The 20,351-nt window shown below is 40.4% G+C and carries 3 protein-coding genes; 1 reads left to right on the plus strand and 2 read right to left on the minus strand.

Going from position 1 to position 20,351, the window contains the following annotated elements; all coding sequences use genetic code 11:
• Window positions 1-196: 196 nt before the first annotated feature.
• Window positions 197-18,631, plus strand: a complete 18,435-nt coding sequence (locus IPI99_07535; protein ID MBK7340362.1) for a DUF11 domain-containing protein — start codon at window positions 197-199, stop codon at window positions 18,629-18,631.
• 580 nt (window positions 18,632-19,211) lie between these two features.
• On the opposite strand, the gene IPI99_07540 is transcribed toward IPI99_07535, so the two are convergent.
• Together IPI99_07540 and IPI99_07545 are read right to left on the minus strand one after the other, a co-directional pair.
• Window positions 19,212-19,709 carry a ClbS/DfsB family four-helix bundle protein gene (locus IPI99_07540; GenBank protein ID MBK7340363.1) on the minus strand — a complete coding sequence of 166 codons (498 nt, stop codon included), beginning with the start codon at window positions 19,707-19,709 and terminating at the stop codon, window positions 19,212-19,214.
• Window positions 19,710-19,739: 30 nt separating this feature from the next.
• Complete coding sequence (locus IPI99_07545) at window positions 19,740-20,351, minus strand: class I SAM-dependent methyltransferase (protein MBK7340364.1); 612 nt, start codon at window positions 20,349-20,351, stop codon at window positions 19,740-19,742.

The following is a 20,351-nucleotide window of genomic DNA, read 5'->3' on the forward strand; positions in this document are numbered from 1 at the left end:
CGTAATCAATTGGATTTAAATTTACAAATAATTGATAAATAAGTAAATATAAATTATGATAAATAATATATTAATAATTATTATAATATTTAACATATGATCTTGAATTTTGTGCTGCTTAAAATAGTTCCCAGCAGAAGTTAACTTTTAGCATAAAACGTATTTGGCCGATTAAGCAAAGACCAAAACTACGTTCATGCATATTTTACCTCTCCTTAAAAAGCTTGCACTTACTTCTGTATTTGCAATTACATTCCTACACTTTACTTTTTCTCAAACCAATCTAAATATTTTTACACAGGTACCACTTGTTGGTGAAAATCGTTTTTCAATCTGTGGTGGAGAAAAATTCCTTGAAGTAAGGATTGAAAATATTACACCTCTACCGGGTCAGACCACTGAGAATATGGTAGTGACCGTGGATCTGTCTAGTGTGCCGGGATTCATGTTTTCTGGAACCTTAATAGATTTAGGTGGAGTTGGAGTGAGCATTCTAGATGCCGGAATTCCAACCTTTAGCATTAATAATATGAATAGGGGCGATACTGCCAGATTCAGAGTAGGCTTGGAAGTCGACTGCAAAGCTCTGCCTAAAGTACAAAGTGGTACAGCTGCAAATTTCAATATTGATGTTGACTATACCATTGGAGGAGCGCCATTTAGCCAGTTAAAGAATACGGGTAATTTTGAAATTGTAAAGCCGGCATTATCCATTCCGTCAATCCTTGGGAATCCATTGCCCGGAAAGACAGGAGCTTTTGTATCCCTCTTTGATGCAGCAAAGAATTCTACGGATACAATCAAAGTAAGCATTGTCAATGCAGGGGATGGATCCTTGACACATTTTGTTTATTGGGTGAAGGATCACCCTTTGTTAACAAATACAGGTGTATATGTTGGTTCATATATGCTTCCTGTACTAGGAACAAATGGAGACACCACATTTTATAGTGTGAATTTGAACGCCATCGCTAAAGCAACTGCAGGACCGTATGTAAATGACACGAGCAATTTTCAATTTAATGAAGTATTGGTATTCAAGGAAGTTTGGTTTGTGGACGATTGTAGCAATAGTTTTCCGGATATTATCAGAGGAGCCAGATATGGATGTGACGGAACTGTTCTGGCCAAATGTGAACAAACCAGTAGAACTTCAGGACTTAGGTTTGGTTTCAAACGTCCGGTCTTGACAACGAGGACGACTTGGGATCTTTTGACTCCCGCAGAATATGCAGAAGGGCTCCCCGCATGTTATTTTTCTACAAAACCGAAACAGAGAGTAATTATTTTTAATAGCGGTACAGCATATGCAGATAGTATCAATTTTTCTTTGTCAGCTTACCGAGGCGATATCAATGTAAATCTCGATACTGCAAGCGTTACCATCCGAACTGGTAAGTTTGGTGCTCCAATCCATATTTCGCCCAACAAGGTGTGGATGTCCGCACAATCGGGATATTGTCCACTGAGTACCCAGCAATTGCGCACAGCGGATTATCGACTCAATGATTTCCAATTGAAACCAGGCGATACGCTTTGGATTGAGTTTCAGATGGAATACACAAGTTGTGGTTGTAGCCTTGAACCAGGATATTGCGATATGCAGAATTGGTATTTTGGGATTTTAAATTGGGGGAGTACAACATGGGCATCTCCTGCATCTTATCAGGATCCATGTCACTTGAATAAGTATAATTTAGAACAGATCAACACCACAGATTGGCGAGGAATACAGTCCATGTTTGTGGAAGGTCCGGTTCAGCTACTGAATGATCAAGTGGGTACAGAAACTTATACTTCAAATGCAACACTCAACAGTTGGCTAGGCAATCGATCTAGTTTTCCGGATGGAATCTTTAGAGTCGAATATTATTTCGACAAAGGGCTTGACTGGAATGGTGTTTCAGGTGATCTTACATCTCCGGATGTAAAGTTTTACGGAAGAAATGGAGTGGTTTGGGATCCAGTCCGCGTCTTGTATACTGATCATGGTAGCGCAGGTCCGGATACTTTATTCGTAGATTACAGCTTCTCCAATTTTCCATCGACTTTTGTGTATGCTGACGGGATGCAGTATAAATTGAAGGTGAAAGCTGACTGTGGAGAAACAGGTCCTCCATGCGCACAAGGCACAATAGCCCATACAAAAATGCGCGTTTACTTTTCCCCAAGTGCCAGCTGTACCGATTGCGGAAAAGGACAGTTGGTAACATGCCTGACTGATATTGACACTGAAATCAAATGTCCGACTTGTGGTCCTTGTGAAGGTTTATACCCCCTCAGTTTTAATATAGACAGGTTGACATTGGAATTGCCTGACAATGACAACAATTATCAACCAGACCCTACAGGCAGTATTAATCCGGCATTAGTTGCATTGGATAGATTTATTTCAGGAGACACATTGAAGGCTGTATACAGAGGAGTTTTTAGGGCAGGAGTTGTACAACAGAATTTTGAAGCAGCATTTTCAGTGATGCAGCTACCCACAGGATTTGATGCAACCATTACACCTCTAGGTGGAGCTGTCCGAATCATCAAATCTGGCGGTGCAACATACGAGGCGGATCTGGTTCAGCAATTTCCAAATGGACATCAAGTGATTACAAATCTTCACCCTGGAAATCTGAACTATCTGGGGAATCCTGTACCCGCTGATCTGGTTTACGAAAATAATGATACCGTTGAAGTTACGGTGTTGTTTGCGGTCTCAGATCCAACATTCAATGTCTATACAGATGGAAATGTCAACAAGCCTCTCATCATTGACGACTACAGTTTTGCCACCCATGATACCTTATGGGATGTCGCCCCAGCTGACAGGTATGCATGTGAGGATATCAGAGACCGAGTCTACTATATTGAAATGAAACACCTTCTCAGTTCATCTAATGGAACAAATACCGGAGGATGTACTTTGGGGCACAATGGTTACGATTGGACTGGTTTTTTTATCGGCAGCAATAATTTAGATTATTTCCCTTTTGAATATAGAACCCCAAAAGCACATCCAGTTATTCATAGAACTTATCTTGCAGCCGGGTTGGTATATGATAGATACAGATGGCACTATTATGCTAAAGATTATATTGCAAGACCAAACCCAGTAGGCCAAGTGCCATTGAACTCAGGTGTCTATGGTGATTTGGATTCTCCGGGCTCTATAGGACAGGGTTATTACTGGGGAGAATTGCCAATTACTTCCCCATATATTACCATTATTGGAGATACTCTGTACTTTAGGTCTTATGACTTTCTGAAAGACAATTTTGGGGAATTGATCGCAGATGAGGGTTATAGATTTGTAGGATATGCTCGATTCAGAGGTAACTGCAACTCCATGGTTACCCCAATAAATGGCATATCCCAAAAACCTAGATATTGGTTTGATATGGATCCAAAAGTATTTGGTTATAGTACTTTGGAAGCCGGAAGAGTAGCTTATTCTCCTAGTTTGCCACCTGACAATTCCAATCAACTGGTATATGGATATACCGGTGCGCCAAATTTATCCATACAAGCACCTATCAAGACTCAATCTCTGATTTCTGAATTTACTTGTTTCGAAGTCCAACTGATTAATTCCAGTGATTATTCTTCAAGTTTAACTTGGTTGACTGTAACAAATGAATCCGGATCGGTACTCATACAATCTGTCAGAGATATTACGAATCCGGCTGCACCGATCACCTATACCCCAACTAGGGGCATCTATCAAATCGGAGCAATGAATAGCGCAGTTGGTGGCAACCCTTATACGAGAATATTTGAAATCTGCGTCATCGGAAACAGTTGTGCCTTAGATAGTTTTGTGGTGAATACAGGATGGGAATGCAAAGCTTATCCATACAGCATTGCCGAGGCGACTTGCAATAATCCGCAAACCTTATATCTGGAACCTATCGGTGCGGAATTGGGAATGGTGATAAAACACCCAGAAACGTCAATCATTGCAGATTTGTGTACTGAACAAGACTATGTAATCCAGTTGTCAAGTACAATTTTAGGAAGTCTCCAAGACATTCATCTCCAATTTAATCTACCTGATGGTCAAGAATATGTTCCAGGCTCTTTTGAAATCGCATATCCTCCCCCGGCTAGCGGAAATTATAACGATGCAGTGTGGGAATCTTCTGCTGACCCGATAAATACTTTTGGCAATGATTGGGAAATTAATGTTTCACAACAGGATCCGGTACTTGCGTCTTCAGGGATGCCAGGTACCCTTCAGCTTGGTCTAAATTATGCTTTTGTTCGATTTAATACAAGGACCACTTGTAATTATGCATCAGGTGGAAAAGTCAGGTTCCTTTCATGGGCTTACAATGCTTGTGATGAATTAGTAAATTATAAGTTTAGCCCTGCAGGTGCTTTGAAGATCGCAGGTTTACCGGAAATTTATAAAACGGAGGTGCAACTCAATGCAGATACATTGAACCCATGCAATATGGATCAAGCCCAAATCAATGTAGAGTTTGCAGTATCAACAGGCAGTGTTCCAACAGCCAGTAAAGACTCCATAATAATCAAACTACCGCTGGGCGTGCACTATGTATCAGGGTCCTTCATGAATATCATGAATGCGGGTTCTTTGCCACCAGTAATTGAATTGGTAAATGGACAGGAGAATCTAATTTGGGATGTTGTAGATGGACTGACTGAATCTGCCCAGGTGAAATTTAAATTCTTTATCGAAGCAGTTGATGCGCAGCAAGCGTGCCGTGCTTATCCGATCGTAGCTTATACATTTAGTTCTAAAGAAGCACTTTGTGTGTCAAATATGACCTCTTGTGCAGTGAGAGCAATTTCTGATGAAACCGAAGAAAATATAACATTTGTAAAGCCAAACGTCAGTTTGAGTAATTTTAACTCTTCCACTAGGGCGATATTGCCTAATATGGAGGAAGTTTGTTATACTTTACAAGTAAAAAACACAGGAGAAGATGCTCCGGCCGGCACACCATTGACAGTAGAAGTTTATGCAGAAGACGGTGATGGGGATTTAGACGCTGGAGATGTTCTGCTTTTCAAGCGAACATTTTCAGTTACTCTCACAGAAGGAGATTCATTGACATTGATGGCTTGTGATACAGTTATGGCTGGTACGACATGTAGGCTAATGGCTGTCCTCAATCCTGAGAGTTCATGTGTTTGCGAAGTGATGACTTCATTTTTGTCCTACCCGAGTTTGACTCAGGCTTTTGTAGCAGATTATAATGTTTGCAGCGATGAATTACTAACTCAGGTTGGGCCTTCACCTCTAACCAAAGGAGTCGATTATCAATGGTTGACCTACGAAGGAAGCAATGTCAGCTATTTCCTTACGCCGGATACCACACAGAGCAACTTCAAAGCCAGAAACACATCAGGTATCAATTTTGAATTGGATTATTTATTGAGAACGACTCGCAATAATCAATGTGTGGATTATGATACCATACACATTACTGTTTTTCCGGAAATAGTAGATAGTATTGCCTTTCAGGTTTGTCTAGGGCCCGGGTTTGACTTAGCAGGGCCCACGACTGGTTCTAACTACCAGTGGACTCCGGCTCATTTAGTTGTCAATCCAAATAATCCTTTTACTGCTGCTTATGGTATTTCTGCACCAACGAGGTATAGATTAGACTATACAGATGCCAATGGCTGTCCCGCAATTTATATAGCCAATGTTGACATCGTCGAATGTGGCAATACAGCTCTGGGTGATACAGTTTGGATAGATTATAATTACAATGGTATCCAGGATGTAGGCGAACCAGGCTTGGCAAATGTTCAAGTATACCTCTACAATGCCAATGACCTTACAACACCTATCTCTGGAACAAATACCGATGCACAAGGATTCTACATTTTTGATACCATTCCTGCTGCGGATTATGTGATCCGATTTGTCTTGCCGGATGGTGCAACATTTACCTTAAATAATATAGGAAGCGATACAGATGATTCTGACGCAAATACCGGGACTGGATTCACTTCAAATTATTATGTACCAAACGGAGTAAGAAATCTTGATTTTGATGCAGGTATCGTGTTTTTTGATTGGGCTGATGCACCTAATAATTACAAGACTACATTGAGTAGCGGCGGCCCAAGGCACGTGATCATACCTAATCTTTACTTAGGAAGTATTGTTGATGCGGAATCGAACGGTCAGCCGGTCGCACTTGGTTCAGCTGCTACGGGTGATGACCTCAACAGCTTTACATCGGGAGATGATGAAGATGGATTGGTTTCATTGCCGGCGTTAGGACTGGGTCTCGTAGGGGATCCTTACACTATCAGTATCAAAGCAACTAATCTAACAGGAAAAGACGCATATCTGGTGGCCTGGATAGATTTTAACAGGGATTTAATCTTTTCTCCATCTGAAGGATTAAAGGTTACAGTACCTGATGGTACAAATAATGGAACCTTCAATCTTACATATACCGTACCGGCAAATCTGACAACCGGAATCAGTTACGTGAGGCTGAGACTGTCACAAGATCCGGCATTGACAGTAAGTACACCAGCCGGACTTTCTCTGAGTGGAGAAGTTGAGGATTATGAATTGATGATCAATGACAAATTCGTAGATCTAGCGTTAACCAAAGTCATCAACACCACAGTCTCTCCGGGTCCTTTTGGACCGGGTTCATCCGTAACATTTAAAATCACGGTTACAAATCAGGGTAATCTTGATGCTACAAATGTACAGCTGGTTGATTATTTACCTGCTGGTTTAAGCTTGAACGATAGCGATTGGGCAGTACTGAGTGGCAGTAAAGTGAGATTAGTATCTCCCCTTCCATTAGTAAGAGCCGGTCTTGATACGATGGTGGATATCACATGTACCATAGACCCTTCCTTCAGGGGAAGTAGTCTTGTCAACTATGCAGAAATAACAAGCTCTTCGAATATTTATGGCTGGTCAGATATCGATTCACAAGCGGATACTACCAGAGCAAACGACGCAGGAGGCGTGCCAGGTACAACTACTGATAATATGATCAACAATAATGGCACTTTGGATGAAGATGATCAGGATCCAGCATTCGTACCGATCATAGACATGGCGTTGAAAAAATTGGTGGCCACAGCTCCTCCATACACTTATGGGCAGTTGCTAGATTTTACGATTCGAATCTATAATCAAGGAACCGTCATCATGCAGAATACAACGGTAAAGGATTATATACCTTCTGGTTATACATATGCCTCCGCGGACAATCCAGGTTGGACCGGGTCCGCACCAATGATAAGCTTTACGTATGCACCAAGAATCAACCCTGGAGATAGTGCCTCAATCACTCTGAAACTTCGCATTGTTGCTTCAAGTGGTGCCTCAGCTTGGAATAATTACGCCGAGATTACTGAAATCAGAGACTCATCGAATACCTTGGTCAATACATTAGATGCAGACAGCAATCCTAATAGTAATGGAGCCGGAGAAACTTCTGTCACTCCCGGATCGACCAATGATGACAACATCAGCTCGACAAACAAAGGAGCAGATGAAGATGATCATGACCCGGCAGGTATTCAGGTTTTTGACCTGGCCATGAAAAAAGTGATTAGTACACCAGCTCCTTACAGGATTGGAGATGCTGTGACATACAATCATTGGATATATAATCAGGGCAATGTCATTGCCAGAAATATCAATATCATTGATTCAATACCTTGTGGATTGAGTTATATCATTAGCAATAGTCCACTTTGGACCTACAATGTGGGTGCCCGTGAGGCTACAACAACAATACCAGGGCCACTCAATCCAGGTGATAGTATATCAGTGCCGATTACCTTGCAGATTCAATCTTGCACTTCCGGAGGTGCTTATACCAACATCTCTGAAATCAACTCTGCGGCGGACCAAAATTTAAGCCCTCGTACAGATATTGATAGTTACCCTGACGGTAATCAAAACAATGATGGGACTCCGATAGACAACGCAACCACAAATCCTGCTGACCAAGATGATCATGATCCGGAAACATTAGAGATATGGGATCTTGCCCTCAAAAAGCAGTTGGTTACCGCTGGTCCTTACGTATATGGACAAACTTTGACTTTCAGAATCAAAGTGTTCAATCAAGGAACAATTGCCGCTACCAATATCGAAGTTACAGATTACATTCCGATAGGATTTTTATACCTAAGTGCAGAGAATCCTTCGTGGTCAGGGGCTAGCCCTACTGTAACAAGGACGATAAGTTCTGTGATCCTTCCTGGTGATAGCAGCTCAGTAGATATTATCCTGCATATAGCACAGACCAGTGGTTCTGCTACTGGCTGGGTTAATTTTAGCCAGATAACAGGCTCACACGATTTAATTGGCAATGAAAGGACATTGGATGATGCAGATTCTGAAGCGGGCTCCTCTTACCCTGGTGAAACAGGAGTAGCTCTTGGAAGCACAGGAGATGATTTAATTACCGGTTCTAACCCAGGGGCAAATGAAGATGATCATGACCCTGCAGGTATTCAGATATTTGACTTGGCACTCACCAAAACTATTGTTAACCCTAAGTCAGTCTGGAAATATGGTGATACAGTGTGTTTTGAAGTCAAAGTCTACAATCAAGGAAGTATTACTGCGAGCGACGTGACTATCCTGGATCATGTTCCTTGCGGATATGAGTTCCTCAATATCAATGAACCAGCATGGATATTCAGTTCTGGTTCACGTATCGCACAAATGACCTTATCTGGAAATATATTACCTGGTGATTCTGTTTCTTACCAGATAAAATTAAAAGTCCAGCCTTGCAATACAACTGGAGCTTACATCAATCGTTCGGAAATATTCCGAGCTGAAGATGCTGCGGGTAATAATATGACCTTAAATGACATAGACAGCAGACCCGACAACAATCCAATCAATGATGCCGGAGGTGTGCCCGGGACGACCACAGACAACCACATCTCAGACGATGGAAGAGATACAAATGGGGACGGCATCACAGACGAAGATGATGCCGATCCAGAAATAATCCAGTTGATCGATATGGCCTTGCGTAAGACCACTGCAACCGCTGGTCCATATTCCTACGGTCAGTTGATCACGTTTAACATTCGGATTTATAATCAAGGTAGTGTTCCTATGCAGAATACTCAGGTAACAGATTATGTGCCTGCCGGCTTTACATATGCCTCTGCAGACAATCCGGGATGGACAGGGGCTGCACCATCTGTGAATTATGTATATGCTCCATCAATCAACCCTGGAGACAGTGCGGTGATTACGATCAAGTTGAGGCTGACTCCTGCATACACTCCAAATGCTTTTGTAAATTATGCTGAAATAACAGAGATTAGAGACAATACCAATACTGTTGTCAATGGCAAGGAGGCAGATAGTACTCCTGGTTCAAATTCAGTTACTGAAAGGAATGTGTTGCCGGGGACTTTAAATGATGACAATATTTCGAGCCTTAATCAAGGTGGTGAAGAAGACGATCATGACCCGACAGGTGTAGATGTATTTGATTTAGCGATGAAAAAAGTCAAACCTGCTGCATCATCATATGTTTATGGGGATAATATCACCTTCAGCCATTGGGTTTATAACCAAGGAAACGTCGTCGCACGCAATATATCTCTAGTGGATAGTATTCCTTGTGGCCTGGTTTACCAAGTTGTCAATAGTCCGGTGTGGACCTATAATTCAACTACGCGTGAAGCTATCACAACTATTTCTGGGCCACTCAATCCAGGAGACAGTGTAAATGTAGACATAGTCCTACAATTACAGCCTTGTACTGGTACTGCTTCATTTACAAATATATCCGAAATAACAGCTGCTGCTGACAATACAGGAGCCGCTCGTTCGGATATTGATAGCAATCCGGACGGCAACCAAAACAATGATGGTCTGTCGGTCGACAACGCGACTACAAATCCAGCTGATCAAGACGACCACGATCCTGAAATGCTTGATATTTGGGATCTTGCCGTCAAGAAACAATTAGTTACTGCCGGTCCATATTCTTATGGTCAAACATTAAGCTTTAGAATCAAAGTGTTTAATCAAGGGTCTCAAGCTGCACAAAATATCGTTGTCAATGATTATATCCCAGCAGGATTTATGTTCGCTGCTGCAAGTAATCCGGCATGGTCAGGCACTGCGCCGACAGTTACAGCTACGATTGCCGGGCCTCTCAACCCAGGGGACAGCACATTCATTGATATCCAACTGATATTGGTCAGGACAACTGGTGGAAGCCAGGATTGGTACAACTATGCAGAGATCAATAGTTCTCAGGATTTGAGTGGAGCAGACAAAAGTGATTCGGATATTGACAGTGAAGCAGGGTCTGATGGAACTGCAGAACGTAATGTCATCCCTGGATCTGTAAATGATGACAATATCTCGAGCATTGACCAAGGAGCTGAGGAAGATGACCATGACCCGGCGGGAATAGAAGTCTTTGACTTAGCTCTGAAAAAAATTAAACCGATTGCCTCGTCTTATACTTATGGTGATCTGATCACATACAGCCATTGGATTTATAATCAGGGTAGTATAGTGGCTAGAAATATTGCCATAGTGGATAGTATCCCATGTGGATTAAATTATCAAGCTGTTAATAGTCCTCTGTGGACTTATAATTCTCTGACCAGAGAAGCAGTAACAACTGTTGCCGGACCTCTCAATCCGGGAGACAGTGTAAAAGTGGACATTGTGTTGCAATTACAAGCATGCACAGGAAAAGCTTCTTTTACCAATATTTCTGAAATCACAGGGGCTACTGATGGCTCAGGAAATCCTGTTATTGACATGGATAGCAACCCGGATGCCAATCAAAATAATGATGGTGTTTCTGAAGACAATGCTATCAACAGTACAACAGATCAAGATGACCATGACCCTGAAATGTTGGACATTTGGGATTTGGCAGTGAAAAAACAAATCACAACTGCCGGACCATATTTTTATGGACAAACTCATAATTTCAGAATAAAAATATTTAATCAGGGATCTCAGAGTGCTCAGAATATTGAAGTAACTGATTATATTCCTTCGGGTTATAGTTATGTTGCGGCCAATAATCCTATATGGTCAGGAGCGGCTCCGACAGTTACAACTACTATTGCAGGTCCGGTCCTTCCGGGTGACAGCACTTATGTAGATATTGAATTGATATTGGAGAATACCTCCGGAGGTGAATCCCAATGGGTCAATTATTCAGAGATCACCGGTTCTCAAGATATATATGGCAAAGATCGAACTGATCAAGACATTGATAGTGAAGCCGGCAGCAATGGAACTAATGAAATGGCAGTGTTGCCGGGTTCAGATAACGATGACAATATCGATAGTCACGCTATTGGAGGAGATGAGGATGATCATGATCCTGCAGGTATCGAGATTTTTGACATCGCGTTGAAGAAACAATTGATCACAAGCCAGATTAATTTCAGAAAAGATGATCAGATTCGGTATGCAATTACTGTGTACAATCAGGGCAATCTCTCGGCATCCAATATTGTAGTAATCGACAGATTTCCGTGTGGTTTTAATTTCATCTCTGACCCTATATTGAATCCAGAATGGACTAATCCATCTTCCGGTATTATTGAAAAAACTATTGCAAGTCTCTTACCTGGAGAATCAATAGTTCTGGATGTTTATTTTACCATTGATGTCCCACCGATTGACTGTCCTTCATCTATAGATACTTACAAGAATGTAGCTGAGGTGAAGTCAGCACTTGATCCATCGGGGGGAGAAGGTGATGATATAGATTCCGATCCGAACAGCAATACTGAAGCTGAGAATGGCGTCATTCCGGATAGTCCTGGTGACGATGTGGTAGATGTATCTGATCCTAGTGGTAATCAGGATGACCACGACCCGGCGGATTTGTCATTGTTTGATCTTGCATTGCGTAAAACCGTAGATCTTTCATATAAAGCAGAGCCATACAACTATGGTGATGTCTTAAAGTTTGATATCACTTTGGTCAATCAAGGCAACATTTGTGTTGATTCAGTAAAGTTGGCTGACAATATTCCTTCAGGATTTGTTTTTAATCCAGCATTGAATCCAAACTGGTCATTGGTTGGATCTGTAGCGAACTACACTTTTGAAGATCACAGGTTATGCTGGAGAGATTCAGTGACAGTACCTATTTATTTAACTTTAACTCAAAGTCTGACTCCTGATGCTTACCTGAACTATGCTGAGATAGCAGGAGCTATAGATACTACGGGTAGGATGAGGACCGAGGATAATGATTCTTATTTTGATACTGATCCAGGTAACGATTCAGGTGGTGTGGCAAACACTACTGATGATGATAATTTATTCGGCATGGGTCCGGATAGGGGCGAAGACGAAGATGATCATGATCCGGCTATGGTTGAAGTTTTTGACCTAGCCTTGCGCAAACTAGTAGTCGATGCTGCTCCATATCTTCTGGATGAAGAGGTGACTTATACCTTAGAAGTCCACAACCAAGGAAATGTTGCTGCCGGCAATATTGGTGTTGTGGATTATATACCTTGTGGTTTTGAATTTGTTCCTGCCTCAAATCCGGGCTGGACTCTGACTGGGAATATGGCAACATATCTCCTTGCGGGACCAATCGCTCCTTTGAATTTTACTTCAGTAAGCATTAAACTGAAAGTCAAAGCTTGCAATGCTGCTGGAGCTTATGAAAATATTGCGGAAATAACTTCGGCTGACGATGGAAATGGAAATGACAGAACAAATGATGATGCAGATTCACAGGCTGATAATGACCCATCGAATGACGATGACCCAATCGATAACCAAATAGAAGATCCGGCTGATCAGGATGATCATGATCCTGAGTTAATACCTGTGGCTGATCTGGCTTTAAAGAAGTTGGTAGTAGAACCTTCTCGAATTTACTTACCGGACGAAACCGTTGATTTTAAAATCGTGGTTTACAATCAAGGAAATATTGATGCTTACAATATCAATGTCTCAGAGTATATCCCTGCAGGATATGATTTTGACGCTCAAAATGAAACAAGAAGTCCAGCATGGGTACTGTCATCTGGAGTAGCAACAGCTGTAATTAACGGACCGATTGCAGCTCAGGATAGTGCGGTGTTAGATTTTAGCCTGATCATTAGAAAAGGTTTTGAGTATCCTGAAGATTATGTAAATTCAGCAGAGATTAGCTCATTTGAAGATGAAAATGGAGTTTCTCTCGTCGATATGGATTCCGATGCGGATACTGATCCGACAAACGATGGCCCGGTAAAAGATGATGAAATTGATAACACAGATAATGATGAGGATGATTCGGATACAGGATTGCCAATTTTCCAGATTTACGATTTGGCTTTGACAAAATCAGTCGATCCTAATCAGTACGCAAAGGTTGGAGAACTTTTGAATTATCACATTAAAGTGATCAACCAAGGATTGAATGGTACAGTCACTAATGTCACAATCGTTGAATATATTCCTACGGGTTTAAGTTTCGAGCCGGCAGCAAATACCGGCTGGGTGCTAAATGGTTCATATGCTGAATATACCATTGCAGGACCAATCTCGGATGGTGAAGAAATTGAGGTTCCGATTTCATTGCGAGTTCTGGCAGGAGCCAATCCGGATAATTTGGTTAATTATGCTGAGATCAAATATTTTGAAGATGAAGATGGAGTTGATGTGACGGATAGAGAATTTGATTCTACTCCAGATGACAATCCTACCAATGACGTGGGCGGTGGCCCGGGAACACCTGATGATGATCGCACAGATGGTAATGGTATTGATGATGAGGATGATCATGATGGCGCTGTTCCACAGATATTTGATCTGGCAATGATTAAAAGAACTTCTCAAGCCACCGCAGTGAGGGTTGGTGACGATGTTCCATTTACAATTACGATTTTCAATCAGGGTAATGTTGATGCAGAAGAAATTGAAGTACTGGATCAAATCCCTGCAGGATATATTTTATCTCCTGCAGACGCAAATTCTTGGACCGCATTGAATACTTCACAAGCTACCAAATCCATAGCAGGACCACTGTTACCTGGAGATTCTATTGATATCCAAATAGTGCTGAGAGTGGTTCCGGGAGCGAAGTTGGCCAATCTTGTGAATAGTGCTGAAATTTTGTCAGCTCAAGATCCTGAAGGTAATATACCTCCGGACATGGACTCTCAACCTGATGATGATCAGAATAATGATGGAAATATCATCGATGACGAAATAGATGAATGCTGCGGTATAGACGAAGATGATACGGATATAGCGGTTCCACCTGTGATGGACCTAGCTTTGCGTAAAACTGCAGATCGCAATATTCCTGTTAGAGCAGGTGACATTATCCGATTCAAAATTGAAATATTCAATCAAGGAAATATCATCGCTGAGAATACTGTCATGTTAGATTATTTAGACCTTGGATATGCATTTGATCAAGCATTAAATCCACTTTGGTCAGCAAATGGTTCGTATGTAATTTACAATATGAACGTGCAGATAGCACCGGGTTCGAGTGATTCTGTATTTATTTATTTGCGAGTTCTTCCGACGGCTACCACGATTACTTTGGTCAATCGAGCCGAAATACTGAGCATGGAAGATGCAAATCAAAATGATATGTCGCACTTCGATATAGATTCTGATCCGGATAATGATCCTGTAAATGATTCAGGCGGTGATCCGTATGGACTGACCAATGATGCGTTAAATGGAGATGGTACAGGACCAATTGGAGCAGGTCTGCCAATCCATGATGAAGATGATATGGATGTTGAGGGTTTAATATTGTGTGGGGGCATCAGCTGTAAAGGTGACGTAAACTTTAGTTTGGATGCTAATTGTGAAGGTGTGTTGACGCCGGGTGCATTATTATCTCCGGTTTCATCTCCACTCTTTGCTTATTTTATTTCTGTTAAAGATCTTGCAGGAAATCCTCATCCGAATTATTTCACTTCAGATGACGTAGGTAAATGTTTTAATGTGACCATATTGGATACACTTTGTTATTCAAATACATGTTGGTCCAGGGTTTGTATCGAGGATAAGTTAGCTCCTGTTATTGTCTGCAAGCAAGATACTGTATCGTGTATTGCATTCGAAGATCCTAACCTGTTACCTGAAGTATTGGGAGATTGCAGTGGTGTAGAAATTAAATTGGTAGATGAATCTATCGTTCCTTTACATTGTGATCCGCTTTTTGTAAAGCGTGTAGAAAGAAAATATGTAGCTATCGATCGAAGTGGAAATATCAGTGATACTTGTACTTGGGTATTATTCGTGGAACGTATTAATATTTATGAAACTGATTTTCCAAGAGATACAATATTCGAATGTTCTGACACTTACGCAAAAGATGCTCAAGGCAATCCTTTGCCATCAGAAGTTGGTGTGCCAAGCTTTAACGGAGATACGATTTGGCCATATGTAGATTTGCTTTGCAATATCAATGTGACCTACGAAGATTTCCGATATCCCGAAATTTCGTGCAGCACGAGAATTTTGCGCACCTGGACCGTTCGTGAATGGTGGTGTAATCGAGAGATCAGCTATTCACAGCCACAGTGGATCACTATTATTGATACTACTGGTCCTGTGATTTCCAAAGGGCCATACGATATGACTGTCACGACTGAATCCAGATCATGCAATGCGAAAGTCGTGTTGCCTGCGATTGAGGTAAGTGATGATTGTCACCGTGTGATCAGAGTGGATATCGCTTATCCTGGCGGTTTGCTTCAGAATCAAAATGGTGGTGTAATTAGTCTGCCTGTTGGGGTTCATGAGATTCAATACAGAGCTTATGATTCTTGCTATAATCAATCCATTTATTCTTTCATAATTACTGTGAAAGATCAAACTCAGCCTGTGGCAGTTTGCGATAGAAGAACAGTAGTAGCACTCAATCACAGTGGATTTAATTGGGTCCCTGCAGAAGTGTTTGATGATGGAAGCTTTGATGAATGTGGTATGGATCATTTTGAAGTAAGAAGAATGGATGAGAGCAGTTGCGGAACCTTAGGTCCCGACGATTGGGGCCCGGAAGTTGGATTCTGTTGCGAAGACGTGGGACGCGAAATCATGGTCGGTTTCAAAGTTGTCGATCATAGTGGTAATGAAAGTATTTGTATGGTATTGGTAGAGGTACAAGACAAAGATAAACCAATCGTTACTCCATTACCTGATATCACAGTTGACTGTAGGTTCCCGATAGACTTAACAAATCTGGGATCCTCGTTTGGAAATATTGTGACACAGCAAACAGACAGAAAACCGATTGTGATTGATCCAATTTTTTGGCATGAAATAAATGGTCATCCGCTGGATGGACTAGTTGAAGATAATTGTCCTCCTCTTGTTGAGGAAATTGTGAATTCTGAGAATTTAAATCAATGTGGCCTTGGGGTAATAGAACGCAAGTTTATTTTCTCTGACATGCAAGGTAATAAAGACAGTACCTCACAGTTAATTACTGTGATCAACCACGAATCATTCGATGCAACAAATATCATTTGGCCTTTGGATTTTGATACGAGTGGAATCTGTGATCCTGATCTTTTATTGCCGGAATTACTCAATAGTTTAGCTTTCAATGGACCACAGTTTGACGATGATGTGTGTTCATTGGTAGGGGTCAGCTACAAGGATCATGTATTTTCTCCGACACGATTTGGAGATCCATGTTTTAAAATATTTAGAGTGTGGAGTGTGATAGATTGGTGTCAAAGTGTCAATAAAATACCTGTAATTTACACAGATACTCAGGTGATTAGAATTTTGAATGAAATACCACCGACCATTTTAGATGGTTGTAACAATGATGTTGTGTGCAGTTATGATATCAACTGTTCTGATATTCCATATACCTTCCTCATCAAAGCAGAAGATGATTGCACAGCACCGGAGGAAATGTTGTATACTTTCAGATTAGATTTGAATAGTGATGGAACTATTGATATCGTTAATTCTGCTTTAGCAGGTTATATGGTTTCGGGCAATTATCCAGCAGGTATTCATACAGCCAGATGGGAAGTAGAAGATCGTTGTGGAAATATTGCCACCTGCGAATACAAAGTAGAATTGAAAAACTGTAAAGCTCCTGTTGCTTATTGTATCTATGGTGTAGCTATCGGATTGGTTCCAATGGATCTCAATGGAAACGGGCGATTTGATCCGTATCCAATAGACATTGAAATAGATACAGTTTGGGCAAAAGACCTCGATGCAGGAAGTTATCAAGTGTGCGGGAATAAAGTAAAATTGAGTTTCTCTGCTGACACAAATGATATCTACAGAGTATTTACCTGTGATAGTATTGGACAAAGATTTGTGGAATTGTGGGTAACCGATGAAAATGGAAACCAAGATTTCTGTAAAACTTATGTGCTGGTGCAGGACAATAATCAAGTGAATATTTGTGAAGACAACACAACTTTTGCCACAATTTCAGGACAAATAAGTACCGATATAAATGAAAAGGTCGAAAATGTAGGTGTTTCATTGGAGCAATCCAATCAAAATACGGATTTGACGAATTACGAAGGTATTTATGAGTTCGATAAAATGCCAATAGGGGGCAATTATTTTGTTGCACCATACAAGAATGATGATTGGCTTAATGGTATAACAACAGCAGATATCGTCAAGATTCAGAAACACATTTTGGGAGTTGAACCGATAACAAGTCCGTACAAAATGATTGCGGCCGATGTCAATAGAAATGGCACGGTGACTGCGAACGATATATCTGAGTTGCGAAAATTGATTTTGGGTGTAACCACGCAAGTTGTCAAGAACACCAGTTGGAGGTTTGTTGAATCAGAGTACACATTTGCAGATCCGGAAAGTGCATTACAAATTCCATTTCCTGAAAAAGCATCGATCTCTCAATTGGTAGGAGATATGAAGTTAGACTTCAAGGCTGTCAAAATTGGTGATTTGAATGGAACAGTCAGAACTAGAGGAGCAAATGGCGGTATTCAAGTGAGACAATCCAATGCGTTACAACTGGAAATTCCAATGTTGCTCTTGTCTAAAGATCAGGTCGTTGAGATTCCATTCAGTTCAAAGAATTTTGATGAGTATGATGGATTCCAGATGACATTAGAATATGATGCAAGCCTATTGCAGTTGATGGAGATCAACGGTAATGCGTCACAGGGATTTTCGCAAGGAAATTATCACATCCATCCCGAGAAAGGAGGCAAAGGCAGGATTAGTATGAGTTATAATGGCGATATGGAAAATGGAAATCCATTGTTTAAATTGGTCATGAAAGCTCGAGGTCAGGTATCAACCGGACAGGCTATTAATATTAGTTCCAACATCACTCCTGCTCTGGCTGTGTCTAATTCTGAAGGTGTCAATCTGGAAGACCGAGTAGAATTAAAAGTCATAGAGGTGAGTCCATTGACATTTGAAGTTTATCAAAATGAACCTAATCCTTGGAATGTATTTTCGGAAGTCAGAGTCCAGCTGCCAAATTCTGGTGAAGTAGGAATCAGTATATATAATGCTGCCGGAAAAGTATTTTTCAAAGATCGAAGAATAATGTCTAAAGGATTGAATTCTATAAGATTGGATGATCAGATGTTACCGGTCGAAGGCGTATATTATTATCAGATTGATTATTTAGATCAAAGTGTGACTAAGAAAATGATTAAAATGAAGTGATTTATTTGTCAGGGATAAATGAAGAGCGGTCAGGGTTACCTGGTCGCTCTTTTTGTTTATAATGATTAATTTTTGCACCAAAATTTATCTGTGAGATTTGTCATGTGAGGCAATTTGGCTAAAGTGAATTACAAAATAGGGCATAATATTGGACCAGCATGGTTTTGCATTTGAATAATATCAAAGTGTTTGAATTGAATGGAAGGTTTTGAAATGCGAAAAATCGAGTGAAGGATTTCACTCGAATATAATTGAGCCAAGTAAAATTTTACTCGACATAGCGATTTCCCGTAAGAGAGTATACTCGTTTTTTTATATATTCTTTTTTGAACAAAAATGCAAATACTAGGTGCATCAGCACCTGATTTGTTTCAGGAAACGTTTATTCTAAGGCTTTATGTTTAAAATAAAGCCTTAAGATCACAAGCATTTTGATGCGAAATAGAATTTCAGCCGTAAGCCATAAAGTAAATGAGATGAAATTGCACGTTATTCACTGGATTTAACCATTTTTATTTTTATTAAGATTTCAAAGTTTGGAAGAAGGATATCCAAAATTTATTGAGTGTTTGAATGTGGATTATTTTTTTATTGATTTTTTGATTAATTTTTCAGCCCAAGAATAATGACTTGAGCTTGCGGATACCAGATAAGAACCAAGTGAGGTACTACCGGTCCAATGAAATCTTTGCTTTTCAAAAAGCTCTTTGTTACTGTGATTATCCATAATCTTTCTGGTTTGTAGGAAGCTGGTGGTCAATAACCGTGATGCCTCTTCCCAAGGTATGTCCTCATATTGTTCTCTAATCCAAAGGTTTAATTTCGGAGTTTCATTCCAACTATAGCCTTTTGCAGGCATTTGTGGTTTTACTCCTTGCATGCCAATCTCATACCAATTAACGAACAACAAATGCCAGTGATGCAGGTGCATGAGCACATCTTTAATATTTCTGTTAAGAGTCCCTTCCGGAAATTGTAAGTGCTTTTCCTCTATCGAAAGATTATCGATAAATGTCATTAATGAATCAAAATTATCTTGACTCAAGTCAAGCAATTCAGTTTTATTTTTTGGCCTCATATTGATATTTAGTAAAAATGAAAGTCTGGTTTAAGATTTTATTCCGGTAAACCTAACTACATGTCCTATACCTCTGTGATATATTCCTTCATTCAAATTCATTTCGGTTTCTTCCAGGTTTATGATTTTGAAATCATTAAAGTCATTTTTAATTTCATCGATTGAATAGAGTAATTCAATATTTTTAGGACCACCAATACTTTCATTCTTAGAATTGTAATCAAGATGTTTTTTGCTAAAAGCTTCCAGAATAATCACTCCATTCTTCTTTAAATGATTCTTAAAAAAATGATGGTAGGAATTCCTCAGATTTCCTGGAAAGTGAGCATAAATCAGCGCAATCGCATCAAATAGCTGATTGTCAAAATTGAGTTCTGATAAGTTGCCAACTCTATAATCGATAGAAGTCTGATGTTTTTTAGCTAAATTGTCTGCTTTGATTTTTCCTTCTTTACTGATATCAAATGCAACAACTCTCCATCCGAGTAAAGCTGCATATATTGCATTCCTTCCTTCTCCTTCAGCCGGACAAAGTAATGATGCTGGAGGAAATTTACCGATCTCATTTTTAAAATACGTATTCGGTTCCTCACCATATGCATATTCAACTTGCCTATATCTATCGTCCCAAAATTCTTTCAT

The sequence above is a fragment of the Saprospiraceae bacterium genome (genome assembly GCA_016710235.1).
Lineage (GTDB): Bacteria > Bacteroidota > Bacteroidia > Chitinophagales > Saprospiraceae > Vicinibacter.